This is a genomic window from Ruegeria sp. YTSA072 (assembly GCF_059610285.1).
This window is the reverse complement of the sequence record NZ_JBXWNI010000017.1, coordinates 1-24,285: the sequence shown is the minus strand read 5'-3', so window position 1 is coordinate 24,285 and position 24,285 is coordinate 1. Positions and strand designations below refer to the sequence as shown.

The following is a 24,285-nucleotide window of genomic DNA, read 5'->3' as shown; positions in this document are numbered from 1 at the left end:
GCGCCCCGTTTGGGGCGCCTGTTGACGTTGAAAAAACGTCCTGAACTGAAGAGGTAAATCAGTTTGGATCCACGTCGTGGCGTTCGCTACCTACGTTCTTAATACACACCCAGACAACTTTCTTAGTTCTTGGGTTATATGTCTTCTTTAGATACTCACCGTCATTCCCACCGCCATTATTTCCGCAGCGTCTCTCAGCCAGCTCACGATCTGATGGTGGGCCGCCGTTGTTTGTAGCCAGTGCCATAGGCGCTGTCAGCGCCAGTGCAATAGTCGCAATTAAAATCGTCTTCATAATAGCCTCCTTTGCGAAAGTAAGGGCATTTAAGCAAAAGAGATTCTGGGGCGCATCACTTGTTCAGGTAAGAATAAACGCAAAAAAATAGCTTATTTGTGGTGGGTCATATTTGTTAGTTCAAATGCGCCAATGCCAATGAGCTAGCTTAAATTAATTAGATCCTTCAAGTTAACTTATATAGATTAACCAAAATTGGGTAACGCAAATGAGTTACTACAAGTTAGGTAGCTTATTTGAGTTAATTCATAATGGTGAGGATCAGTGGCTGCATTCAGTGATCAATATGGGTGATCAGCGAAACAAGTTCAGCCTGACGGTGTGTGTCCGTCTTCTGAAAGATTGACCGCAGATGGCTGCGTGCGGTCCAGATCGAGATATCCAATCGAGAGGACGCCTCCTTCAAGCTCTCACCTTCAGTCAGGGCTTTCGCCAAAGTTGCCTCGCTTGGTGTCAGGCCGAAATGCTCTCGCAACCTGTCAGGCGTGAGACTCCTATTAGATTCGAGTTCGCGAAAATTCAGGAGAGCATGCGCATGGCCTAACGGCAGCCTAAATTCCTCAGGCAAAGGTAACACATCAATACAGATTCGCCGCCCATCTGGGATAGGGACTGTAATTGGGGGTGGAAAAGGGTTTGCGTTTTCAAAGGAGTACCTCAAACTCGCCAACACTAGCCTTTCAAACATTTTGTTGTGGAGGACATCCCCAAATTGGAGTTCACGCCAGTGCAAGGTTAGCTTTCGCTGCTCTGGCTGCTGTTCCGATCTGTCAATCGCAGAAATATTCCCATCTGAATCAAGTAGAAGAATGTTTACTGTCCGCCCATCAAAAAGGGCAAACCAGCGCGTAAAGGACAAAAGATTCATGACACACAACCCAAGTCTATTTTCTTGTCAAAAGCCCCCGGGTATGCCCATTCGGTGGTCTGCCATCCAAAGACGTGGCTGGTAAAGGCCAAAATCATTAAGAGTTTCGCTTTAGGCGAATATTAACAAGAGCTCAGCACATTATTAAATTTGCATTAAGATTATCGGTTAAAAGGGCGCTTAAGTAAACTGGGGACTAAGGCTGAAATATAATGATACACAGGCATATCATGGCAACGTTCACCTAACGTTCAGGATACAACTACTGGAAGCTGAAAGCTGGCGGATAGGAAATCGCAATGCGTGCTGCCAATATCGATGATTGGGTGATTGGCTTCCTAACACTATTAACAGAATGTGAATGATCTGTTTAAGAAGCGTCGCGGTATTAAGCGATTCTCTTTTCCAAATTTTTGCGTGAGGCAGGGTCAAAGTTGTTTCTTCGAAAATGGTGCGGAAATTGGATTTAGCGGGCCGCTTGACCAAGGCCTGCGAGTCACTCTTACTTTCCTCTCTGGGCGAATTTGAATGAAATACGTTACATCCTAGCTGAATTGGGCGTCAGATGTTCCAAGCTGCTTTAGAAGCTCGGAAAATGAGATGAATTTGGTTTTGAGAGTTTCACTGCACAGCGGTCCTGCCTCAGGCCTCTAAGATTCTAAGGCCCGCTTACAAAGGCAAGACCGGACCGTGAGGCACCAAAGAATATGGACGGCTTTATGTTGACCAATCGAGCGTGGTATGCGCGTCGGTCCCGGTTACCATTCCGCTGGCTATGTATCCATTGTTTCAGCACGCTGTACTGATGGCAGCATTAACGAGCCCCATCATTAATCGCAGAGGTCTAGCATCGGCCGCAAACATAACTTTACAATTTCCGCGCTCCTCACCGAAGCGCGGCGCACAAGTGTCGAAAGTTGCACTGCAGCGAATGGCATTTGTGGGTGGTGCTTTTGTTTGTGGAATGCCTTGCTAGTTAGGGTCAGCTACAATGTCTGGCAACCCTGCGTCCATGTCCGTTATGGCTGGGAAGTGACCACTGCCCGAGAAAGGTATTGATGGTGACATTCGACCAGTTGAGTCGCCAAGCGCCCACTAGGGCTTGGCCTCAAACTTGTACGCTTTTCCAAGCTGATTTAGCAGTGCTTCGTTCGTGTCATCGCCCCCTTTCGACAAAGGGATGATTGTTTGGAAGGCTTTAACGTGGCCAAATTCCTTGAGTTCCTCATTTTCTGTGCCAGTTGAGGGCGGCGTTTTAAAAACTATAGTTACAGGCATCAGAACTGTCCTAATCTACGTGTTTCAAGGAAATTTTCGACCTCTTCTTCGATCCAATACAGCCGTGTGCCAACTCGAACTGGGTTAGGAACATGACCATTTTCCAGATCACGGTAGATGCTAGATCGCGAACGCCCCCCCAACTTTTGGCGTAGTTGCTCTAGTGTGATGTATCGCTTCCGAAGATGGCTCATTTGGTGGCTCCTGGTTCAATTTGGGCCACCAAAGCACACACGACGGCAAATTCATAAGCGCCAAAACGGTGTGTTAAAGTGCATAATTTTAGTGAACTTAAGTTCACTGAGTGGGAAAATAACTCTGGGTAATATTTCTTGCGTGGTCACATGCTCTTTGGTGAACGCTTTGCAAGTAGGGATGCAATGTGGGGCTCTAGCCCATTCGGCTTCGGGCCGAATATACCATCCGGCCCTCTAAGACCGAACTTGGCCTCGGCTTTTTCACGCCCCCACATCTTTGGAACGGGAAAGCGGTATGCAGCTCTTCGCACTGTCGATGCGTTGGCGACGTATTCGGTGCTGTGAAGGCTGGTGCTGGCCAATCGGGCGGCATCGCCAGCCTTACGGTATGAATTCCAAAGCGTCGGCTCAGTACACCAGTGGTCGAAAGTCTGAATTGGTAGATCATGATAACGGTGAGGATTCCTCTGCCATACGCGTACATAATGATATGCAGACGCACGCACGGTTCGAACTAAGCGCTTACGCAAGTCCCCGAATGCTGAGTTGCCCTTACCCTTGTGTCCACGCCTTTGTGTAAGAACCCCGACTAACGTGTCTTCTAATGGTTGGAACAACCACGCTGGAGTTTTGAGGCCCGCTTCTTGGACAAATTCTTCGGCTTGGACCAGGGCTATTATGTCCCCGGCGAAATACGCCTTTCGAAGTGCTTCCAGGTGCGCCTTGGGATCGTAAGGTGGTGAAAGAAGCGGAATTGAGTTCATTTCATGCATCGGCAAAAAAAGTATCGGGGCTGGTAGCGGACACGTACTGCGACCAGTGTTCCATGATTGCTCGACGCTGATCCAAGTAATCTGTGCGCCGGTAGGCGCGCTCAACCTGACTGCCAGCTACGTGCGCTAAGCAAGTTTCTGCGATCTCGCGTGGTATATCGGTTCGCTCTGCGATCCAGTCGCGAAAGCTGGATCGGAAGCCGTGGGGCCGATAGTCCATTCCTGCCTTGCGCATATGTTGACCCATCGTCATGTCCGAAATTACCCCTTTGCGAAGGCCGGGGAAGAGAAAACCGTCACGGTCGAAGGGTTTAGTGAGTTCAACTACGCACAGGGCTTCGTCGGACAATGGCACACGAAAATCTGCCGTTTGACCTAACCGACCCTTCATCTGATGCGCAGGAATTGTCCAAACGTCATCTTCAATCTGATCGTATCTCATAAACCGGAGCGGACCGGAGCGGACTGCCGTCAGGATCAGCATCCGCAGAGCCAGATTGGTTGTCGTGGGCACTTCTAGGGTTCTGTAGAATTCTGGAACGTCAATCCACGGCATGGCAGCAATGTGTTGTGGCGTATGCCTAGATTTACCAAGAAGCGCTTTGGCTTTCTCGGTGGCCTGCAAATCTACGTCCAACCCCAGCGCCGCAGCGTGCCTGAGAACGATGCTGAGGCGATTAATGGCTTTCCGGGCGGGTTTCCCCTTTGGAATGCCAAATGGGCCTCAGAGCGTCCCTTATGTCGATCTGATCAATATCTGAGACGGGGACCTTGCCCAGCTTGGGCAGGACATGAAGTTCTAGTGGAGAAAACCAACGCCCAGCCTTACCGTTGCCCTTGAGTTCGGCCTTCCGACTTTCGAACGCGTCCAATGCGACATCCGCCAGACAATGTAGATTGCGTTCAGCCTCACGCCGTTGTTTTTCGCGTTCTTTGATTGGATCAAGACCCTTCCGGGCAAAGGCGCGCCACTGTTCCGCGTGTTCCCTTGCTTCTTTGAGCGATACATCTGCAATGGACCCTAGGCCCATTTCACGCCTGCGACCGTGTACCGTGATCCTGAGGAACCATTGCCCACCACCATCTTGGCGCTTGTGTAACCACAATCCGGCACCATCGTTGTACTTACCGGGGCCTGCTGCCTTCACCGCTGCAGCCGAAAGTTTATGGATAGGCCGCGCCATCCGTCCACCCTTCTGTCCACCTTTTAATCTGGGATACCTTGCTACATCATGACACATGATGGAATAGCTAAGGTCATAGGGTGTCTGTCATTTCCCAATTAGGTGGCATGTCGTGGGGTATGGTGGTGCAAGGTCTAAATGCATCTCCTGGGCACCACATCTCCTTAAAATCAAACCACTGATATTCTCTTACCGGAATTGAGTTTCCGTGGGATGTGATCTGACGCGGGCCGGTCCATTCACCGGCCCTGTCACGCGCCTTAAGTGACGGATTGTTCTGAAACAACTTCGCCAAACCGGGTAAAAAATTTGCCCGACAGCTTTTTCGCCGTACCAGCGATTAGGCGACTGCCCAGTTGGGCGATTTTTCCACCAACCTCGACCTTGGCAGTATAGGCCAGAACGGTTTCGTCCCCATCTTCGGTCAGCGTCACGTCTGCACCGCCCTTAGCAAATCCGGCGGCACCGCCCTTGCCTTCCCCGGTCAAGGAAAACCCGTCCGGTGCATTGGCAGTGTCCAGCGTCACAGCGCCCGCAAACCGGGCTTTGACGGGGCCGATCTTCAAGACCACCTTGGCTTCCAGATCTTCGGGTGAATTTTGGATCAGCTCTTCGCACCCTGGAATGCACTCCTGCAGGATTTCGGGATTATTCAGAGCCTTGTAAACCACATCCCGCGGCGCAGAGATGCGGACTTCGTCACTCAGTTCCATTCAACTTTCCTTTGTTCAACAGCATCTTGGATAAACCAGAAGCGCGGTCTCTGTCGCCTCTTCCGGAGTTTGTTCGGGACGCGCGGGCCACAGGGACCTCAGGCGTTTAAGCACGTTTCTCATCATGGGACTCCGTTTTGGATTTGTCACTGTTTCGCCAAAGCACAATTTCAGCCAGGATCGACACGGCAATCTCATGCGGGTCGATCGCGTGGATGTTCAGACCTGCCGGTGACTTCAGCCGCGCAGCTCGTATCGGGTCCAAACCTTGCGATATCAGCTTGGCCACCAGCGTTTCGGCCTTGCGATGGCTGGCCACCATCGACACCCGCTTTGCGTCCGTTTGCAGAGCGGCGGCCAGGGCCGCGGCATCGCCCTGTCCTTGCGAGGCCACGACAACGAAATCCCGCGGCTCGACCCCTAGGTTTTGGACGGAGTCCAGAGTGAACCGTTGAAAGTCACCTTCTGTCTCTGACGCGTCACTGAGACACACGCGAAACCCAGCCAGTGCCCCATGGGCTGCCAGTGCCACTGCAATCAGCGACTCGCCAAAAATCACCAATCGCGGTGCGTGCTGATACGGCTCGACAAGCAGATCGACAGTGCCGCCGGACGGGCAACCGCTTTTGAACGTCTGAATGCCATCAGGATCGGCCATGTTCACCACCTTTTCCGAAGGTTTGACCCGGATCATTTGCGGCGAACCACTGGCCAACGCCTGCTGGGCCGAGGATCGAACCGCACGTTGAACGCAGCCCCCGCCCAAATGGCCCAGGATCCGTCCATCTTTTGTAATCGCAGCCTTGCCCCCGGCTTTCGCCGAAGTTGCATCCGCAGTCCGCAACACCGTGGCAACGCAAAAGGCTTCATCAGTTTTGCGCAGCTGCTCAATCGTGTCGAATATGTCGAAGCTTGCCATTTGGGCTCCTTTCACAGCTTACGGAATTGCGGCTCCAGCGCCGCCAGCGCCTCAAGCGTGTTTGCGGGCAGGTGCGCGTCCAGACACGGCTCAGCTGCCTGCATTGCGGCGGCAATGGGCTGGTAGTCACGCCAGCCTTTCAACGGGTTCAGCCAGACGATCCGCCGGGCCTTGCGTCGAATCCGGGCCAATACATCGCCCAACGCTTGCGGGTCCGAGCTGCAATACCCGTCAGACAGGATCAGTACGATGGTTCGACCATTCAGTGCGCGCGCGCCATATCCATTTAGAAAATGCTCAAGACTGCCTGAGATATCCGTGCCTCCGCCAAACCCTTCGGCCATCAGCGACAGCCGCCCTGCTGCGCGCAGCGAATCGTGGTCGCGCAACGCATCCGTGACGCGCATCAAGCGCGTATGGAACAGATATGCGTCCGCTTCGGTTCCAGTGCCAATCAAGCCTTTCAGGAAAGCCAGAAAGACGCGCGAATATACCGTCATCGAACCGCTTACATCGCACAGTGCAACGATCCGCATCGGACGCGGTGGGCGGGCGCGACGATACAGGTCCATCGGCTCGCCGCCCCGTGCAAGGCTGGCGCGCTGTATTCGGCGCATGTCCAGAGCAAGCCCCCTTAGCGCTTTTTTCCGCCGGCGCGAGCGGCGGTCGCGGATGGCGCGCGCCAGAGCAGTTGCGGCCTGTTCGGCCTGCTTCAGCGCGTCTTCATCCATCAGCTCACGCAAATCCCGACGCGACAGGTTGGCCGTACGGGTCGCAATCAGCTTACCGTCTCTCCCCACGGCCTCCCCGTCGCCGGCATCAGGGGTTGCGTCCTGATCCGAATCGGAACTGGTCTCCTGGATGTCTTGGCTTTCTTGCTGCCAGATCATCGGCTTGGCGGATTGCACCCGAACATGCGCGGTTTGCGCCACTCCGGTCCGTTGTTTCCCGGCATTTAGCCAATATGCATCGAAAAGATCGTCAAACCGTCGCCAGTCCTCTGCGTCACCCGCCAACAAGACACACAGCGCCTGTCTGGCCTGCGGCAAATCCGTCGCCTCGACTTCCGCCAGCACCGCCAATGCATCCCCGGTCTCAGCGGGTCCGACGCGCATCCCGTTCATGCGCAAATGTGCAATGAAGCCAGACATGCGATCCGCCAGACCAGAGGCACGATAAGGGAACCGGGTGACCTGCATCACGCCACCTTTCCAATCAGGCGATCCATCACTTCAGGCGGGGCCGCGTCATAATCAGCTGCGGTTTTCAGAAGACAGACAAGAGTCGCCTGAACCTCTTCGCGGGACTGCGCCATGTCGTTGACACCCAATCCTGAAAGGGCTGCCGCCCAGTCCAGCATCTCGGCAATGCCGGGAGTCTTCTCCAAGTCTTCTTTGCGCAAAGCCTGCACAACGCCAACAATCTGGCGCGCCAACTGCCTTTCCACTTGGGGCATGCGGGCTTTCAGGATCGCCATTTCGGTTTCACGCGATGGGTAGTCGAGGAAACTGTACAAACACCGGCGGCGCAATGCATCGGACAAGTCCCGCGTGCCATTCGCAGTCAAAATAACGATGGGCTTTGTACGCGCCGGGATCGTGCCCAGTTCGGGAATTGTGATTTGAAAGTCCGAGAGGATTTCCAACAAATACGCCTCGAACTCTTCGTCGGCCCGGTCAATTTCATCAATTAGCAGAACCGGAGGGGCATCTTGCGAAATCGCCTCTAACAAGGGACGTTTCAGTAGATATTCATCTGAGAAAAGCTGTGCTTCGCTCGTTCCACCCTGCGCCTCGCTTGCTCGGATCGCCAGAAGCTGACGCTGATAGTTCCATTCATAAATGGCATGACTGGCATCGAGCCCTTCATAACATTGCAGCCGGATCAACCGGGCGTCCTGCCACGCGGCCAGAGCCTTTGCCACTTCGGTCTTTCCAACGCCAGCAGGACCTTCCAACAACAATGGCCGCCCTAATTGCTGTGCCAATTGCAGCGCCATCGCCAACCGGTCATCGGAAACATAGCCCTGCGCGGCCAATCCGTTCTGAACATCACTCAAAGTCAAAACCAGGATCCAATCTTCATCTGGCCAAAAATATCCCGGGGGAGGTTCGGAGGGGGTTCTACCCCCTCCGTTCGGTCGGACCGGCAACAGCCGGTTCGAAACCGTTTACCCGTGCATCCCCAACCCGTTGGCGATCTTCCAGATCCGCCAATGATCATGCGGCATATGGCTTTGCACCAACCCAAAGGGCCGGAACGCATCATGTACCGCGTTCGAGAACGCAGGCACGCCGCCGACATTTGGGCTCTCGCCCACGCCCTTGGCACCGATCGGGTGGTGCGGAGATGGCGTGACCGTGTGATCGGTGGTGTAGTTCGGCGTCTCCCAAGCCGTTGGCAGGAAGAAGTCCATCAGCGTTGCGGTCTTGACGTTGCCCATCTCATCATAGGCAATCTCCTGCCCCATCGCGATGGCCAGCGCTTCGGTCACACCGCCATGGACCTGCCCTTCGATGATCATCGGGTTGATCCGCGTGCCGCAATCGTCCAGCGCATAGAACTGCCGAACATCCCATTCCCCAGTATCCACGTCGATCTCCATGACACAGATATAGGCCCCGAATGGGTAAGTCATATTTGGGGGGTCATAGTAGCTGACGGCCTCCAGACCGGGTTCCAGCCCCGGAATAGCCTGGTTGTAAGCGGCGAAAGCGATCTCTTTCATGGTCTTGAACCGCTCAGGCGCGCCTTTGACGGCAAACCGATCGACATCCCATTCGACATCATTGTCATGGACCTCGAGCAGATAGGCCGCGATCATCTGCGCCTTGGCGCGGATTTTGCGCGCGGCCATGGCTGTCGCGGCACCGGCAACCGGTGTGGACCGAGACCCGTAGGTCCCAAGGCCATAGGGCGCGGTGTCGGTGTCGCCTTCCTCCAGCGTGATGTCATCGGCTGGCAGGCCGATCTCACTGGCTATGATTTGGGCAAAGGTCGTTGCGTGGCCCTGACCCTGGCTGATTGTCCCCAGCCGCGCGATGGCGGAACCCGTCGGGTGAATCCGGATTTCGCACGAGTCGAACATGCCCAGCCCGAGGATATCACAGTTCTTCACCGGTCCGGCCCCGACGATTTCGGTGAAATGCGTCAGGCCGATGCCCAGCAGTTTGCGAGTCTTTCCGGCTTTGAAGTCCTCGATCCGTTGCGCCTGTTCGGCCCGCAGGCCTTCATAGTCGACGGCCTTCAGCGCCTTGTCCCAGGCGGTGTGATAATCGCCAGAGTCATACTCCCAGCCCAGCGCGGACTGATACGGGAACTGGTCGGCCTTGATGAAGTTGATCCGGCGCAGCTCGGCCGCGTCCATGTTCAGCTTTATGGCCAAAACCTCAATCATCCGTTCGATGAAATAGGCAGCCTCGGTCACCCGGAACGAACAACGATAGGCGACACCGCCCGGCGCTTTGTTGGTGTAGACGCCGTCCACAGCCAAATAGGCGGTTGGGATGTCGTAAGACCCGGTGCAGATGTTCATGAACCCTGCTGGAAACTTAGTTGGGTCCGCACAGGCGTCAAATCCACCATGATCCGCCGTGGTATGACACCAGAGGCCGGTGATCTTGCCTTCCTTGGTGGCCGCGATCTTGCCCTGCATCCAGTAGTCACGGGCAAAGGCGGTGGACATCAGGTTCTCCATCCGGTTCTCAACCCATTTCACCGGTTGGCCGGTGACGATCGAGGCGACAACCGAGCAGACATAGCCCGCATAGGCGCCAACCTTATTGCCAAAGCCACCACCGATATCAGGACTGATCACCCGGATATTGTGCTCGGCCAGACCCGAGATCAGCGATACAACGGTGCGGATCGCGTGCGGGGCCTGGAACGTGCCATAGAGCGTCAGCTTGCCGGTCACCTTATCCATCGAGGCAACACAGCCGCATGTCTCCAGCGGGCAGGGATGGGTCCGATGGTAATAGACCATCTCCTCAGCCACGACATCGGCCTCACCCAGAACAGCCTCGGTCGCGTCCTTGTCGCCCTGTTCCCAAGTGAAGATGTGGTTGTGGTGCTTTCGCGGCCCATGTGCGCCCTCTGTCTGACCCGCAAGGTCTTCACGCAGGACAACGTCCGATTTCAGAGCCTCGAAAGGATCGGTCAGAACGGGCAACTCTTCATAGTCAACCTCGACCAGCTCGGCCGCATCCGCCGCGATATACCGATTTTCAGCGACGACATAAGCAACTTCCTGGCCCTGGAACAGAACCTTGCCATCGGCCAGCACCATTTGCTTGTCGCCCGCCAACGTCGGCATCCAATGCAACCCCAATGGCGCAAGGTCTTCGGCGGTCAGAACGGCAACAACGCCAGGTATCGCCAGCGCAGCCTCTTTGTTCACGCTGACGACGCGGGCATGGGCATAGGGAGAGCGGACAAAGGCGCCAAACAGCATCCCGTCCAGCTTGATGTCATCGACGTAGTTGCCCTTGCCTTGGGTAAAGCGCACATCTTCGACGCGCTTGCGCGAACTGCCCATCCCTTTGAGGTTGGCGACGCGTTCTTCGGGGGTCAGAGTCTGGTCGTTCATTCCGCAGCCTCCTTCTGAGCGTTTAGCATGTCGGCAGATGCCGCGATCGCCTTGACGATGTTCTGATATCCGGTGCAGCGGCACAGGTTGCCGGACATGCCAAAGCGGATGTCTTCCTCGGTCGGGTTTGGATTTTCCTGCAGCAGACGATGTGCGCGGGTGATCATGCCAGGCGTGCAAAAGCCGCATTGCAGCCCGTGATGTTCGCGGAACATCTCTTGCAGAACCCCAAGGCTGCCATCGTCGTTGGTCAACCCCTCAACGGTGGTGATATCGGCGCCGTTCACCTGCGCCACAAAGGTTGTGCAGGACTTGACGGACTTGCCATCAATATCCACGGTGCAGGCCCCGCAATGGCTTGTTTCGCATCCGATGTGCGGGCCTGTGATTTTCAAATCTTCCCGCAGAAAATGGATCAACAGCGTGCGCGGCTCGGCCAGGCCTTCGACCTGCTTGCCGTTCACTGTAAGTTTTACGTGCATTTTTGACATCGTTGTTCCTCCCCTCAACCCGCGCGGCTTTGCGCGCGTTCGATGGCGCGGCGCAGCATCACAGCGGCCACGTGTTTCTTGAATTCGACGGGGCCACGATTGTCGGCCACCGGGTCGATGGCTTCGAGCATCGCGGCGACACAACCGCTGACATCCCCATCCGCCAGCGCATTGCTTGCGCTTTCAGACCAGACGGGTGTGTCCGCCAGATTGGTCATCGCGACCGAGGCCTGACCATTGCCAACCATCACGGCAGCTGCCGCTGTCGCATAATCACCGATCTTGCGTTTCTGCTTTTCATAGGCCTGACCCACACCCGCGCCCGGCACCGGGATCGAAATCCGGGTCAGGATTTCCTCATCGTCACGCGCAGTGAAGTAAGCAGCCTCATAAAACTCACGCGCAGCGACACTGCGGCGACCATCGGGGCCAGACAGTTCGAACGTCGCGTTCAGGCATTGCATCAACCCCGGCATATCATTGCCCGGATCACCATTGGCGACGTTCCCACCAACAGTTCCCACATATCGCACCTGAGGATCCGCGATCTGCAGCGCGGCCTCTCGGATCAACGGAATGGCTGTAGCCAAGCCGTCATGAGTGATCAGCTCATGCTGGGTCACCATTGCGCCAAGCGAAACCGTGTCGGCACCAACCTCGATGCCCTTCAGCTCCTCGATAGCTTGCAGATCGACTAGGTGGCCCATTTCGGCCATACGCAGCTTCATCATCGGGATCAGGCTGTGCCCGCCCGCGATCACGCGCGCCTCATCTCCGTGTTCCTGCAAAATGCCAATGGCCGAGGCGACATCGCCTGGCCGGTGATACTCAAAACCGGCTGGTATCATGTTTTTCCTCCCTGGGTCCAAGCGGTATGCCTTGGGGGACCTGCGGTAAGGAAAGAACGCTGAAGCCATCCGTTCCAGCCAGTGGAAACGGAGAGCGCGGCTTATTTCACGAAATGCGAATGCGCTGCACGAGCTGCGATCAAAGGCCCAGCGCCTCGCGAATGTCCGTCAGGCGGGATCGGCTGACCGGCACCTTGGCTAGCGCATCGACACTATCGAAATAGCAGGTGCCGTTGTCCTTGTGCCTCTCGAACCGCGAGACCTGTTTAGGGTTCACCAGATAACTGCGATGAGCCCGCAAAAAACCGTCAGGTGCCAAGCGCGATTCAGCTTCGGTAATGGACCACGGGCAAAACAGTTTTTCGGCGTTTATATAGAGAACGGTGTAATGCCCTTCGGCCCGGATGGCTGCGATATTGGAAGGCTGGGCGAAAAAGGTTTGTCCCTCCCGCTCAAACGGTACCCCAGCCCGCAATGTGGGCTCTGGTTCCGGGGCAGGTTCCGGCGCGCTGGGCGATATCTCTGCTGCCGCAGGTTCGATGAAGGTGATGCCCGTTAGCAGGAATGCACCACAGATCAGGAACACCGAAACCGTGACCCCCATCGCCAGCACCTGATTGTTTAGCGCAGGTCCGGCGCGACCGGCGGTTTCGCTTGCGACAAAATCAGTCAGGCCGGTGGCGACGAAATGCATGGTGAAGACCGCCAACCCGAAACACACCGTTCCCAGCAGAATGTTGCGCTGCGTTCGGTTGTCATAGGCAACCCAGATTGCCAGCACCGACAAAACGACCGAGGCCAGGGTCGAAATCACCACGTCCCAAACATTGTAAACGGGGCGGCACAGCTCCATCCCGGCCATGCCGACGTAGTGCATGACAACAATCCCCAGACCCACGATCACTCCCGCACCGACAATCGTTCCCATCGTGCGGGGACGGAAATGCAGGATCAGCAGCGCAAGGCCAACCATCAGGATCGCGACCAGGGCTGAGATCAGGGTGATCAAAGCATCGTAGTAAAACAGGATCGGCAGTTGCAGGCCCAGCATGGCCACGAAATGCATAGACCAGATGCCACCGCCCAGAATGATCGCAGCCAACGCCACGACCAGTTTGCGTTTCTGATCGTCCAGTTTTGAGGCCCCATGCGTCAGATAAAGCCCTGTGAATCCAGCCATCATCGCAACAGCCAGAGACGCCGCCACAAGCCAAGCGTTATGAGAATAGTCCAACATTTGGATTTACACGCCCTCCCCGACGCGTGGGTGACGTTAGCAAACGGAATTGATTGCGACAATTGATGTTGGAAAGGAATTCCAACAGTACCGGCGCTGGTCTCGGTTTTTACCGACCCGCCGGGCTTAGGTGGCGGTCTTTTTACTGAATAACGGCATCTTCCCATGCGGAAAGGAACTTTGTTCGTTTCAACCCGTCAAGAAAGGTCAGTAAAGCGGGATCAAGGCCGATTCTCTCACGCCCGTCAGAACCATCACTCGGCTGCAAAAGAGGAAGCGGGCTGGCCGCTTCGGCCACAGCTGGTCGCTCAGTTACGAGGTATCGCAGCAGCAACTCGGCTGCTTTGGGTTCTGGCGTGGCATTCGAAACCATCGCTGTGCGCATCATAATTGTTTGAAAATCAGACGGTAACACGACCTCAAGGGCGTCTTTGCCCTCGGCTCGGACAGCGGCGTAACTGCCCAGAACATTGTAAGCAACCAGGATCGAGCCATCCGCTAGGTCATTGATCATTTCGCCCGAGCAGCAATAGAGCCGCACATCCAGGCCGCCCATAACCTCCATCAAGCGCCAATAGGTCTCAGACGCGCGCGCATCTTGGGTTGCAAACAGATATCCCAGACCAGATTGGCGCACGTCATAGGTGCCAACTTTGCCCCGAAATTCTTCGGGTCGTTTGCGCAATGCTTCGATCAGGCTTTGCCGGGTCTGGGGGATGGGCTGCCCTTCAAACGCGGTTCGGTTTATCACGATTGTCGCGGGTTCTGAGGTGAATGCGAAAAGGCTGTGGTGCCATTGCGCCCAGTGCGGGACGGGGACATCGTCGATAGACAGGGCAAAGCCGTCATTTGCCAGCTTCAACTGCAGGTCCATCGCGCTGGAGATGATCACGTCGAAGACATCGGGCGTTGCGCGGACACGACGGTTGATGTCGGCGGTTCCGGAAACCAGGTATTCCACACTAATCCGGGGGTTCTCTGCAACAAACCCCTCGATCACCGGCGCGAACAAAACAGTATCGGTGCTGGAAATCACCCGAAGGCGCGGACCTTCGGCGCTTTCATTAAAGACCAGACGGTCTTCCCAATCGTCGGCCCATCCGAGGCAGGGAGCCACCAACAAAACTAGAGCGATAAGATAACGCATGCGCCCCCCTTTGACCGGTTCTTTAGGATCAATGCGCCCCCATGCGCCGTTGCCACATCCTGTGCGATCGTCAACCCCAGACCGGACCCGATGGTCCCAACCGCGTTCTGTCCGCGTTCGAACCGTCGCGTCAGCGTGTCGATTTCATCAGGCGGAAAGCCTGGACCCGAGTCGCGCACCTGAATCTGGGGTTCGGGATGTGCAATGATCGTGATCTCAACAGCGCTGTCAGATGGTGCGTATTTCATCGCGTTATCGACCATATTTCGCACAGCATTCTGGATCAGGATCGAGTCGCCCGAGTACGGAACCGACGGCTCACCCGACAAGGAAAGTGTCAACTCTTTCATTTCGGCAATCGGGATCAGGCGCTGCACCAGATCGCGGATCAGAACGACCAAATCAATCTCTTCCCGTTCCAGATGATCCGCTCGGAAGGTGATCATCGCGTGATCCAGCAACTGCCCTGCCGCGCGCGAGCTTTCGTCGATGGCACGTACCATGGCCTTCAAGGCTTCGCGGTTGTCTTCCCGTTCCACGCGGTGAAGGGTCGCCTCGGCATAAGACCTGACGGTGGCAAGCGGCGTTCGCACCCGGTGCGCGGCTTCGGCGATAAAGTCCTCGGATTGGCTAAGCGATTGGTCCAGACGACCCATGAGCGAATTCAGCGACGTCACCAGCGGTGCCATCTCTTTTGGCACGGGTTTCTTGAACGGGCTTAGATCCTGCGGACCTCTGCGTGTGACCGAGGTCGTCAGTTTGTTCAACTGGCCGATCGTTGATGATGTCACCCAGAATGATAGCGCGGCGGTCAGCAGAAAGAACCCGATCCCCAAATACGCTGCGTTACGTGAAATCTGATCCAGCGTGTCGGATAACGCGTCCTGCGTTTGCCCCAACGCGACCTCAATTTCGGTCTGGCGGCCCAAACCGACCAGCGTTCGGCTGGCGCTGACCTGACGGACACGCTCGCCGCGGACCTGACCGGTTTGAAATGCCCATCTGCCTTCAATCGGGCCATCTGCGAGGCTCAGATCATCGTAGCCGGACAGGAATTCTCCATCCTGATAAATGGCATAGAACACCCGGTCATCCGACGGCGTGCTGAGCATGGAAAACGCGGCATAGGGGATGTCCACCTCTAGGTGACCATCCCTAAGCGCTGCGGCATCAAGGATCGACGAGACGGACGCCCCCAATATATCGTCCTGTCCCTGTTGGGCGACTTTTGCGGCATAACTGCGCACCGTCAGGAACAATAGGATCGCCAGGACCGCCGCTCCGCCGATCAGCGTCAACACCAGCCTATTTCTTAGTGATCCCGAAACGGTTGGGCTAGTCGTCATGATCCAACCTGTATCCCAGCCCGCGCAACGTAGTGATTTTCATGCCGGATTTTTCAAGATGCTTGCGCAGGCGTCCGACATAGACCTCAATCGCGTTGTCCGACACGTTGTCATCATAAGAAAACAACCTATCCGCCAGCTTCTGCTTGGAAAACACCTGACCCGGCGCGTTTATGAACAGCTCGATCATTCTCAGCTCGCGATTGCGTAGAGAGAGCGTGACACCATCGACGGTCAAATGACCAGCAACCGGATCAAAGATAATTCCGCCAACTTCAATCGTCGACTTTGAGCTTCCGGACTTCCGACGCAGAACGGCGCGGCAGCGGGCCTCAAGTTCAGCATGATCGAAAGGCTTGGTGACGTAGTCGTCCGCCCCCAGATCGAGCGAACCGATTCGATCCGAAACCTGACTGCGCGCGGTCAGAACGATCACCGGCGTGTCCAAACGGCTTGCGCGGTGCTGCCTTAGGAACTCGCGGCCATCCCCATCGGGCAACATGATATCCAGCAGGATTAGGTCGTATTCCTCGGTCGCAACAAAGGCGCGCGCATCCTCTAAATTTGCTGCGTGATCAACAACATGACCATCCAGCTGCATGCGGGAACTGATCGCGTTCGCGAGGTCGAGATTGTCTTCGACAAGCAGAAATTTCATGGGCGAAAATCAGTTTCTTTTTGCATGACAGGTTGATGTCAGGTTGGCGTGTTTAGGTGCAGGATAATCTGTGCCGCTGAGCGGCCAGTTGTCAAATGGGAGGACATAATGACAACATTTAACCTGGGCCGTCGGGCCCTGATCGCAGCTGTTGCAGCATTTGGTCTGGTTGGACCTGCCGCATCCGAAGAAGTCGTCGACAGCATCCACTTTCTGATCCCCGGCGGCGCCGGCGGTGGCTGGGACGGTACCGCCCGCGGAACTGGCGAGGCCCTGACCAATGCTGGTCTGGTCGGCACAGCATCTTATGAGAACATGTCGGGCGGCGGCGGCGGTAAAGCCATCGGCTTCCTGATTGAAAACGCCGACAGCAACCACGGCACGCTGATGGTCAACTCGACGCCCATCGTGATCCGCTCGCTGACCGGTGTGTTCCCGCATAACTTCCGTGACCTGACACTGGTCTCGGGCACAATCGGCGACTACGCAGCGATTGTTGTAGGCAAAGATAGCCCGATCAACTCGATGGCGGACCTGCTGGCCGCCTATGACGCGGATCCGGGCGCAACCGCGATTGGTGGCGGCTCGGTACCTGGCGGCATGGACCATCTGGTCGCCGCAATGGTCATGGAAGCCGCTGGCAAGGACGCACTGGGCGTTAAATACATCCCTTATGACGCGGGCGGAAAAGCTATGGCTGCCTTGCTGTCGGGTGAGATCGCCGCACTGTCGACCGGTTTCTCGGAAGCCGTCGATCTGGCCAACGCGGGTGAGGTTAAAATCATCGGTGTGACCGCAGAGGAACGCGTTGATGCAGCACCTGACGCACAGACCATGAAAGAACAGGGCATCGACACCACTTTCGTGAACTGGCGCGGATTCTTTGCTGCCCCCGGCCTGCCCGAGGACAAGCTGGCCGCCTATCAGCAAGCCATCGCCAAGATGTATGACACGCCCGAATGGGAAGAGGTTCGTGCTCGTAACGGTTGGGTCAACATCCACAACTCGGGTGCCGATTTCGAAGCGTTTCTGGAAGGTCAGGAACAGCAGATCAGCGACCTGATGAAGAAGCTGGGCTTCCTCTAAAGCAATCTACGGCAGAGCGTTCGGTCGCTCTGCCGTCCCAAAGAACCAAGACACATGGGAGGGGACGTTATGGCGCTGGATCGCTGGATCGCGCTTATTTTACTGGGTGTTTGCCTGACATATGGGTACACCGCCTGGTTCACGATGGATGGAAGTCTTCCTCCTTTCATGCAAAGAAATCCGATCTGGCCCAGCACGTTTCCAAAGGTGCTGTCTATTCTGGGCGTGGTCGCGTGTTCAATCATCCTGCTTGGCTTGGAAAAGAGCGAAGTCAAAGAGGCCGATATCGATTACCGCAGACTTGGGGAGTATCACCTGGGTCAGGCAATTTCTCTTCTGGTGCTGATGGTTGTCTATGCCCTGTGCCTGCGCCCGGTCGGTTTTCTGATCGCGACATCCAGTTTCTTGATCCTTGGGTCTTTCATTCTGGGTGAACGCAAATGGCACATCATGCTGCCCGTGGCGTTCGTTGCCACCGGATCCGTCTGGTATCTGGTTCAGGAAGTTCTTGGAATTTATATGCGACCCCTGCCGGGCGTCTTCGGAGGCTGACATGCTAGAAGGACTTCTGATCGGCCTGCAAACGGCATTCTCAATTCAAAACCTGCTGATGGTCGTAGCCGGATGCCTTATCGGCACGTTTATCGGCATGCTTCCGGGTCTGGGCCCGATGTCGATCATCGCAATCATGATCCCGGTTGCGATCTCGATGGGCGATCCATCCGCCGCACTGATCCTTTTGGCGGGGGTTTATTATGGCGCGATCTTTGGTGGTTCGACCTCGTCCATTCTGTTGAATGCGCCGGGGGTCGCGGGCACCGTGGCCTCAAGCTTTGATGGCTATCCAATGGCCCGGCAGGGCAAAGCGGGCAAGGCCCTGACCATCGCGGCAATCGCCAGTTTCGCAGGCGGCACGATAGGGGCAATTTTGCTGATGGTCTTTGCTCCGGCACTGTCTTCGGTCGCTCTGCTGTTCCATTCAGCCGAATACTTCGCACTGATGGTGGTGGGTCTTTCGGCCATCGCAGCCTTTGCCGGTTCGGGGCAAGTGGCCAAGGCCATCATCATGACGACCATGGGATTGATCATGGCCACCGTCGGAGAGGGGGCGCTGTTCAATCTTCCGCGTTTCACAATGGGCATCATGGACCTGCAATCCGGGTTTGGCTTCATCACCCTGGCCATGGCGATGTTCGCCCTGCCCGAAGCGTTGTTCCTGGTGCTTAAACCCAAGGACCTGAAAGGTGATGACGGCAAGATCAAGGATCTGCGCATTACCAAGGCCGAGGCGAAGGCCATCACCCCGGTCATCGGTCGCCAATCGGTGCAGGGCTTCTTTATCGGCGTCCTGCCCGGCGCGGGCGCGACAATTGCCAGTTTCCTCGGCTATGCGGTGGAACGGAACATTGCCCCCAAGGATGAGCAGGAGGAATTCGGCAAAGGCTCGATCAAAGGTCTGGCCGCGCCTGAATCGGCGAATAATGCGGCTTGCACCGGATCTTTCGTGCCGCTGCTGACACTGGGCATTCCCGGTTCCGGAACGACCGCGATCCTGCTGGGTGCCTTGATTGCCCTGAACGTCACCCCTGGCCCGCGCCTTATGCTGGATGAACCTCAGATCTTCTGGGCGGTGATCATGTCGATGTTCATTGGCAACCTCGTCCTGCTGATCCTGAACCTGCCGCTGATCCCCTACATCGCCAAAGTGCTGGCAGTTCCGCGCAACTATTTGATCCCGTTCATTTTGTTCTTCACGCTGATGGGCGCCTATATCGGGCAGAACAATGCCACCGAATTGCTGATCCTGGTGGGTTTCGGCGTATGCGCAACGGCCTTGAAGTTCGCTGACTATCCGCTGGCACCCCTGCTGATCGGGTTCATCTTGGGCGGCATGATGGAGGATAACTTTTCGCGCTCGATGCAGCTGTATGATGGCATCGCGTTTATCTGGGAACGTCCGATGACCTTGGGACTGCTTGCCATTGCCGTTCTGCTGGTTCTGCTGCCCAGCTACCGCGCACGTCGTGCACGGGCACGGGCCGCTGGTGTGGCTGATGGGGACTGAACCGCTCAGGGGTGTTCGGGTTCTTGATCTGACAAACGTGCTTGCTGGCCCGTATTGTTGTTACCAACTGGCTCTGATGGGGGCCGAGGTGATCAAGGTCGAACGCCCCAATAGCGGTGATCTGGCGCGTGTACTTGGGGCTGACCCTGACCGGAACAACGCCGGTATGGGGATCAGTTTTCTGGCGCAGAACGCGCAGAAGAAATCGGTCACGCTGGATATGAAATCCAGTCGGGGCAAGGCTCTGCTAAAGCAGCTTGTTAAAACGGCGGATGTTCTGGTTGAAAACTTCCGGCCCGGCGTGATGGATCGGTTGGGTCTGGGGTATGACGTTCTTCGTACCGAAAACCCTGCCTTGATCTATTGCGCAATAAGTGGGTTCGGGCAGGACGGTCCGCGCCGCGACGACCCGGCCTATGACCAGATCGTTCAGGGCATCAGCGGGGTCATGTCGATCACCGGCGCACCAGACACCGCGCCCTACCGCGTTGGCTATCCGCTGGCTGATACGGTCGGGGGGCTGACGGCCGCCTTTGCGGTGAGTGCCGCATTGAACGCAAATCCCCGTGGCGCGTTTCTGGATATTGCCATGTCCGAGGCCGTGATCTCGACCATGGGATGGGTTGTGTCCAACTACCTTGTCGGCGGTGTGATGCCCGGCGCGCATGGCAATGAAAACACAACCTCGGCACCGTCCGGTACCTTCGCCACATCCGACAGCCCGATCAACATCGCCGCCAATCGCGATGAACAATGGCAGGCGCTTGCCCGGCATCTTGGCCGCGAGGACCTGTTTGATGACCCTGACTATACAACACGCGAAGATCGCAAACGAAACCGCCACGCTTTGCGGGGTGAGCTGGAGAAATCCCTGAAATTGCGTCCCGCGAGCGAGTGGGTCAGCGAATTGAATGGCTTGGGCGTTCCCACGGGGCAAGTGCTGACAGTCCCCGAGGCGTTGGCGGACGAACAACTCTCTAACCGGGGGCTGATTGGATCTCTGCACGTGCACGGAGAGGACATGCAGCTGGCAGGCAGCCCCGTGGTGATGGACGGGCAGCGAAATTTGCCGAAAGTCTCACCGCCGGAATTGGGCGCGGACAACGATTCAATCTGGTCCGAACTTGGCTTGTCACCGAATGAGATCAAGGAACTGGCTAAGGATGGTGTGATATGAGCGATGTTTCCGACTGGTGGAGCACATCTATCATTGACATGGAACCCGGGCGCATCGCCCTGCGCGGTGAACCCATCGAGGACCTGATCGGCAACCTCAGTTTCGCTGAAATGATCTGGTTTCTGGTTCGCGGCAACCGCCCGTTACCCGCACAGGCAGATCTGTTCGAAGCGGCCCTGGTTGCCGCCGTGGATCATGGACCACAGGCACCTTCTATTGCGACGGCTCGGATGGCAGTGACCTGCGGTTTGCCTTTGAACAACGCAATGGCCAGCGCGGTGAACATGCTGGGCGACATCCACGGCGGCGCCGGTGAGCAGGCGGTTGAGCTGTATCACTTTGTCGGGTCCCACTCGGGCGGGATCGGTGCAGCGATTGACAACTGGATCGACGACCACGGAAAGATACTGCCGGGTTTCGGCCACCGGTTTCACACACCGACCGATCCACGCGCACCGCGACTGATGGCTCTGGTCGCTGAGGCCGTAGAACGCGGCGCCTGTGACGGACGTTTCCGGAAAATCGCGTTGGATATCGAAGCAGAGCTTGCACGTCGCAAAGGCAAACCCGTCCCGATGAACATCGACGGGGCCACGGCTGTCATCTACGCAGAGCTTGGGTTCGAACCACCGCTTGCGCGTGGTTTGTTTTGCCTCTCCCGGTCAGTCGGCATACTGGCACATGCGTGGGAGCAAATGCAGCAAGGTGGCCGCAACAAAGGCCCCACACCTCCGACGTACCGCTGGACTTATGTCAGGAACTCGCCTGAGGAATAGCGCGTCAGGCCTGTTTCTCGACCACGGGTTCGACGTCGGGGCGGACTGGTTCCACATCCAATTCGATGATCTCGGGATCAACCGGTTCCTCGACGTCTTCCACTTCAACCTCGACCTCAGCTTCCGGCTCGCTGCTGTCTTCCAACGCACCAACAATCAGAGGCAGCATATGGACACCCGTCGCGCTTGCGATTTCCGGCGTTTGCGGTGTTTGCCAGCTTAGCGTGTCAAAGCTGCTGCAGTTCTGACAGACCGGAGCCCACTCGGGCTGAATGTCATGACAATTGTCGCAGACCCATTGTGGCCCGCGCGGAGCAGTCAGCGCCTTGGCCAGCCAACCCTGTACCACTGCGTCCGAGGACCCCTCGCCCCGTTCAATAGCGGCCATCAACGTGTAACCGCGCGCATCCGCCTGCTTTTCGACCACATCGCCCAGCGCGCGGCGCGCCTCGGGGAAGTCTTCGGCCACGATGTTCAGCTCCGCCAAAATCAGACGGGTTTCCATATTCTCAGGGTGAATGCGGGTTAGCGCGGTAAAGCGTTTGATCCGTTCATGTGGCGTTTCATCCGGCGCAATCTCGGCAAAGACATGGGCCAGATCGGGGTGCGGCTGCACCTCCCACGCTTTTTTCAGGATCTTGGTCGCATTGCGCGGTTTGCCTTTTTCGATATAGGCGCGCGCTGCCATTGCAGCGGCCGGCACCAGATCAGGAGACAGGCGGTTCGCCTCAATCGCGCGCTCTTGCTGTTCGACCGTGGCGTTCTCGTCCAGAATCCCCTTGGCCTCGGACAGGGCCAGCACAGCATCACGGCGCTTGAACACGTCACGCGGCAGGTGGCCGGATTTCAACTTGGCTGTCAGTGTCGACCGCGCGCCTGCCCAATCTTGCGCCTTGGTCTGCAGACCCAGCAGAATGTCCTGTGTTTCCAGATGACGCGGTTTCATGGCCAACGCTTTTTCGGCCAGTTTGCGGGCGGTTTCGTCATCCCCTTCGGCCAGTTTCTGTTTCATGATACCGCGCACACCGACAAAGCGGGTTGCATTGTCCGTCACCAGCTTTTTGTAGGTGTCAGCCGCCTTTTGGGTGTCACCGTTCATCTCGGCAGCCTGAGCCACCAGCAGGTTGGTCAGCTCGGGTTTGTTCAAAAGCCGCTCTGCCTTGGTGGCCTTGTTCAAAGCCACGCGCCCTTCACCCGAGGCCAGCGCCATCAGACCATCGGACAACGCTTGATACCCACGCTGCTCGCGACTGCGGTCGAAATAGCGCGAGAGTGCGGTTTCGTCTCCGTTGAGGAACTTCAGCGTGGCGATCAACAGGGTCAGCAGCTTGAACAAAAGCCAAACTGCAAAAACCAGAACGCCCAGCGCGATGACCGATTGCAACGGCCCCAGAGTGTACTCCGTCCCGCCGGCTGTGATCTGTACACCACCGCTGGTTTCCATGAGGGAACCCGCACCCACGGCCAGAAGACCGATAATCGCAACAAAAACTAGAATCTTAAACAGTGACCACAGCATGGCAGGTCCTTCAGTTCGAGTTCACGCTAGGCTGAAGCGCATTGGCAGCATCCACCGCGGAAACCCGCGCCTGGGCTGCCTGCTCCCAATCAGCCATAGCTGCCTGCGCCGCTTCGGGCAGGGATTTAAGTTCGGTCAGGGCCGTTGAGACGTCGCCACTGGACAGAGCCGACTCGGCACGAGACAGGACCGCATCCGGGCCATCGCCATCTTGTGGGGTAACCGAACGCGCCCCGGTCTGTCGCTGCAGGAACGCCACCAGACCAGTGGCTTTGTCCGCATCCCGTGCTTCCGCCAACGCGGTTCGCGCAGCGGGTGAGAACGATGCCCGCAAGGTCGACACGCTTGCAACACCCTTATCGGCAGGGCCCGATAGCGCCTCAGGCACATCAACACCGCCTGCCTTCAGTTCGGCGACAAGGTCTGCGTAAGGCTGACCAGCATCCAGTTGACCATGCAGGCGCGACAGGATCGCCGCGTTGGTCGCTGCCAGAGCCTCTGCCGAGGCTTTCGCCTCAAGCGTTTGTGCGTCCGACACCATTTTTTCCACTTCGACCCGCTGCGCCGCCAGTGAGTCCTGTAATTTCTTCAGTTCGGCCTCAAAGGCTGCCGACGCTTCTGGGGACGCGCCTTGGGTCAGCGCGTCGCTTTCAATTTTACTTAGGCGGCTGGCCAAAGGATCAATCTTGCCCGCCAACTCATCGACACTGGATTTGAGCGTATCCAGATCGGAGGTGATCGGTGTCACTTGATCGGTCAGCGCTGCAATCTTGCTGTCGACGCCAGATGTGTCGGACAGGGACTTGGTTAGTGCCTCGATCTGTGTGGACTGATCGTTGAGCTTCGCCTCAAGCGTGGTAAGCGCATCTGTATCGCCAGATCCAAACAAGCCCGCGCTGCCAGCTGCAAATCCAATTCCCGCCGCGATCACACCACCGAGCAAAGCGGGGACAAATCCACTGCGTTTTTCTTCCTGCTGCGGCTCTTCACGATGCGCTTCTTCCGGCGGAGCGGAGTTCTCTTTCTGGGTCAGCTCCACAGCCGCTTCGGCTTCGGCTTCGGCTTCGGCTTCGGCTTCGGCTTCGGCTTCGGCTTCGGCTTCGGCTTCGGCTTCGGCTTC

The 24,285-nt window shown here is 56.8% G+C and carries 24 protein-coding genes; 5 read left to right on the top strand and 19 right to left on the bottom strand.

Going from position 1 to position 24,285, the window contains the following annotated elements; all coding sequences use genetic code 11:
* Positions 1-58: 58 nt before the first annotated feature.
* The 17 genes from AC2FIB_RS20210 to AC2FIB_RS20130 all read right to left on the bottom strand — a co-directional run bounded on the left by AC2FIB_RS20210 (position 59) and on the right by AC2FIB_RS20130 (position 16,542).
* Positions 59-295 (bottom strand): hypothetical protein, encoded by a 237-nt coding sequence (locus AC2FIB_RS20210; RefSeq protein WP_496737326.1) that lies wholly within the window; start codon positions 293-295, stop codon positions 59-61.
* Between the two features lie 274 nt (positions 296-569).
* On the bottom strand, positions 570-1,163 hold the full coding sequence (locus AC2FIB_RS20205; RefSeq protein ID WP_496737328.1) for a helix-turn-helix transcriptional regulator: 594 nt from the start codon (positions 1,161-1,163) through the stop codon (positions 570-572).
* 1,095 nt (positions 1,164-2,258) lie between these two features.
* A complete protein-coding gene (locus AC2FIB_RS20200) occupies positions 2,259-2,441 on the bottom strand; it encodes a hypothetical protein (protein ID WP_496737330.1) in 183 nt (60 codons plus the stop codon).
* A complete protein-coding gene (locus tag AC2FIB_RS20195) occupies positions 2,441-2,635 on the bottom strand; it encodes a helix-turn-helix transcriptional regulator (protein WP_496737332.1) in 195 nt (64 codons plus the stop codon). Before AC2FIB_RS20195 ends, AC2FIB_RS20200 begins: the two co-directional genes overlap by 1 nt.
* 768 nt (positions 2,636-3,403) lie before the next feature.
* Positions 3,404-4,048 carry a tyrosine-type recombinase/integrase gene (locus AC2FIB_RS20190; RefSeq protein WP_496842673.1) on the bottom strand — a complete coding sequence of 215 codons (645 nt, stop codon included), beginning with the start codon at positions 4,046-4,048 and terminating at the stop codon, positions 3,404-3,406.
* A 40-nt stretch (positions 4,049-4,088) separates the two neighbouring features.
* Entirely contained in the window at positions 4,089-4,595 is a 507-nt protein-coding gene (locus AC2FIB_RS20185; protein ID WP_496842672.1) for a tyrosine-type recombinase/integrase, read from the bottom strand.
* Between the two features lie 260 nt (positions 4,596-4,855).
* Complete coding sequence (locus tag AC2FIB_RS20180; RefSeq protein ID WP_109313033.1) at positions 4,856-5,308, bottom strand: SRPBCC family protein; 453 nt, start codon at positions 5,306-5,308, stop codon at positions 4,856-4,858.
* A gap of 106 nt (positions 5,309-5,414) precedes the next feature.
* Positions 5,415-6,227 carry an XdhC family protein gene (locus AC2FIB_RS20175; protein ID WP_058279315.1) on the bottom strand — a complete coding sequence of 271 codons (813 nt, stop codon included), beginning with the start codon at positions 6,225-6,227 and terminating at the stop codon, positions 5,415-5,417.
* An 11-nt stretch (positions 6,228-6,238) separates the two neighbouring features.
* The gene (locus AC2FIB_RS20170) at positions 6,239-7,426 is read right to left on the bottom strand and encodes a vWA domain-containing protein (protein ID WP_496842671.1); all 1,188 of its coding nucleotides are present in this window, start codon (positions 7,424-7,426) and stop codon (positions 6,239-6,241) included.
* A complete protein-coding gene (locus AC2FIB_RS20165) occupies positions 7,426-8,292 on the bottom strand; it encodes an AAA family ATPase (RefSeq protein ID WP_496737337.1) in 867 nt (288 codons plus the stop codon). The genes AC2FIB_RS20170 and AC2FIB_RS20165 overlap by 1 nt, the downstream gene beginning before the upstream one ends.
* Before the next feature lie 105 nt (positions 8,293-8,397).
* Positions 8,398-10,815 carry an aerobic carbon-monoxide dehydrogenase large subunit gene (locus AC2FIB_RS20160; protein WP_496737338.1) on the bottom strand — a complete coding sequence of 806 codons (2,418 nt, stop codon included), beginning with the start codon at positions 10,813-10,815 and terminating at the stop codon, positions 8,398-8,400.
* A complete protein-coding gene (locus tag AC2FIB_RS20155) occupies positions 10,812-11,306 on the bottom strand; it encodes a (2Fe-2S)-binding protein (RefSeq protein WP_109313028.1) in 495 nt (164 codons plus the stop codon). Before AC2FIB_RS20155 ends, AC2FIB_RS20160 begins: the two co-directional genes overlap by 4 nt.
* A 14-nt stretch (positions 11,307-11,320) precedes the next feature.
* On the bottom strand, positions 11,321-12,154 hold the full coding sequence (locus AC2FIB_RS20150) for an FAD binding domain-containing protein (RefSeq protein WP_496842669.1): 834 nt from the start codon (positions 12,152-12,154) through the stop codon (positions 11,321-11,323).
* Positions 12,155-12,293: 139 nt separating this feature from the next.
* Positions 12,294-13,391, bottom strand: coding sequence for an MHYT domain-containing protein (locus AC2FIB_RS20145; RefSeq protein ID WP_496842668.1), 1,098 nt, complete (start codon positions 13,389-13,391; stop codon positions 12,294-12,296).
* A gap of 142 nt (positions 13,392-13,533) precedes the next feature.
* Positions 13,534-14,538 (bottom strand): ABC transporter substrate-binding protein, encoded by a 1,005-nt coding sequence (locus tag AC2FIB_RS20140; protein WP_496737345.1) that lies wholly within the window; start codon positions 14,536-14,538, stop codon positions 13,534-13,536.
* Entirely contained in the window at positions 14,517-15,884 is a 1,368-nt protein-coding gene (locus AC2FIB_RS20135; protein ID WP_496737347.1) for a sensor histidine kinase, read from the bottom strand. Before AC2FIB_RS20135 ends, AC2FIB_RS20140 begins: the two co-directional genes overlap by 22 nt.
* Positions 15,874-16,542: a response regulator transcription factor gene (locus AC2FIB_RS20130; protein ID WP_282154090.1), complete on the bottom strand. Its 669-nt coding sequence runs from the start codon at positions 16,540-16,542 to the stop codon at positions 15,874-15,876. Before AC2FIB_RS20130 ends, AC2FIB_RS20135 begins: the two co-directional genes overlap by 11 nt.
* A gap of 108 nt (positions 16,543-16,650) precedes the next feature.
* On the opposite strand from AC2FIB_RS20130, the gene AC2FIB_RS20125 reads away from it, so the two are divergent.
* The 5 genes from AC2FIB_RS20125 (at position 16,651) to AC2FIB_RS20105 (ending at position 21,646) form a co-directional block, all read left to right on the top strand.
* Positions 16,651-17,628, top strand: coding sequence for a tripartite tricarboxylate transporter substrate binding protein (locus AC2FIB_RS20125; RefSeq protein WP_496737349.1), 978 nt, complete (start codon positions 16,651-16,653; stop codon positions 17,626-17,628).
* 69 nt (positions 17,629-17,697) lie between these two features.
* A complete protein-coding gene (locus AC2FIB_RS20120; RefSeq protein WP_496727345.1) occupies positions 17,698-18,180 on the top strand; it encodes a tripartite tricarboxylate transporter TctB family protein in 483 nt (160 codons plus the stop codon).
* A 1-nt stretch (position 18,181) separates the two neighbouring features.
* The gene (locus AC2FIB_RS20115; RefSeq protein WP_058275183.1) at positions 18,182-19,693 is read left to right on the top strand and encodes a tripartite tricarboxylate transporter permease; all 1,512 of its coding nucleotides are present in this window, start codon (positions 18,182-18,184) and stop codon (positions 19,691-19,693) included.
* Positions 19,683-20,870 carry a CaiB/BaiF CoA transferase family protein gene (locus tag AC2FIB_RS20110; protein ID WP_496741845.1) on the top strand — a complete coding sequence of 396 codons (1,188 nt, stop codon included), beginning with the start codon at positions 19,683-19,685 and terminating at the stop codon, positions 20,868-20,870. The genes AC2FIB_RS20115 and AC2FIB_RS20110 overlap by 11 nt, the downstream gene beginning before the upstream one ends.
* Positions 20,867-21,646, top strand: coding sequence for a citryl-CoA lyase (locus AC2FIB_RS20105; protein WP_496727307.1), 780 nt, complete (start codon positions 20,867-20,869; stop codon positions 21,644-21,646). Before AC2FIB_RS20110 ends, AC2FIB_RS20105 begins: the two co-directional genes overlap by 4 nt.
* Before the next feature lie 4 nt (positions 21,647-21,650).
* Here the strand turns inward: AC2FIB_RS20105 and AC2FIB_RS20100 are convergent, their stop codons facing one another.
* Both AC2FIB_RS20100 and AC2FIB_RS20095 read right to left on the bottom strand, forming a co-directional pair.
* On the bottom strand, positions 21,651-23,165 hold the full coding sequence (locus AC2FIB_RS20100) for a heme biosynthesis protein HemY (protein ID WP_496737351.1): 1,515 nt from the start codon (positions 23,163-23,165) through the stop codon (positions 21,651-21,653).
* Between the two features lie 10 nt (positions 23,166-23,175).
* On the bottom strand, positions 23,176-24,285 hold a 1,110-nt coding region (locus AC2FIB_RS20095; RefSeq protein WP_496737353.1), incomplete at its 5' end, for a COG4223 family protein.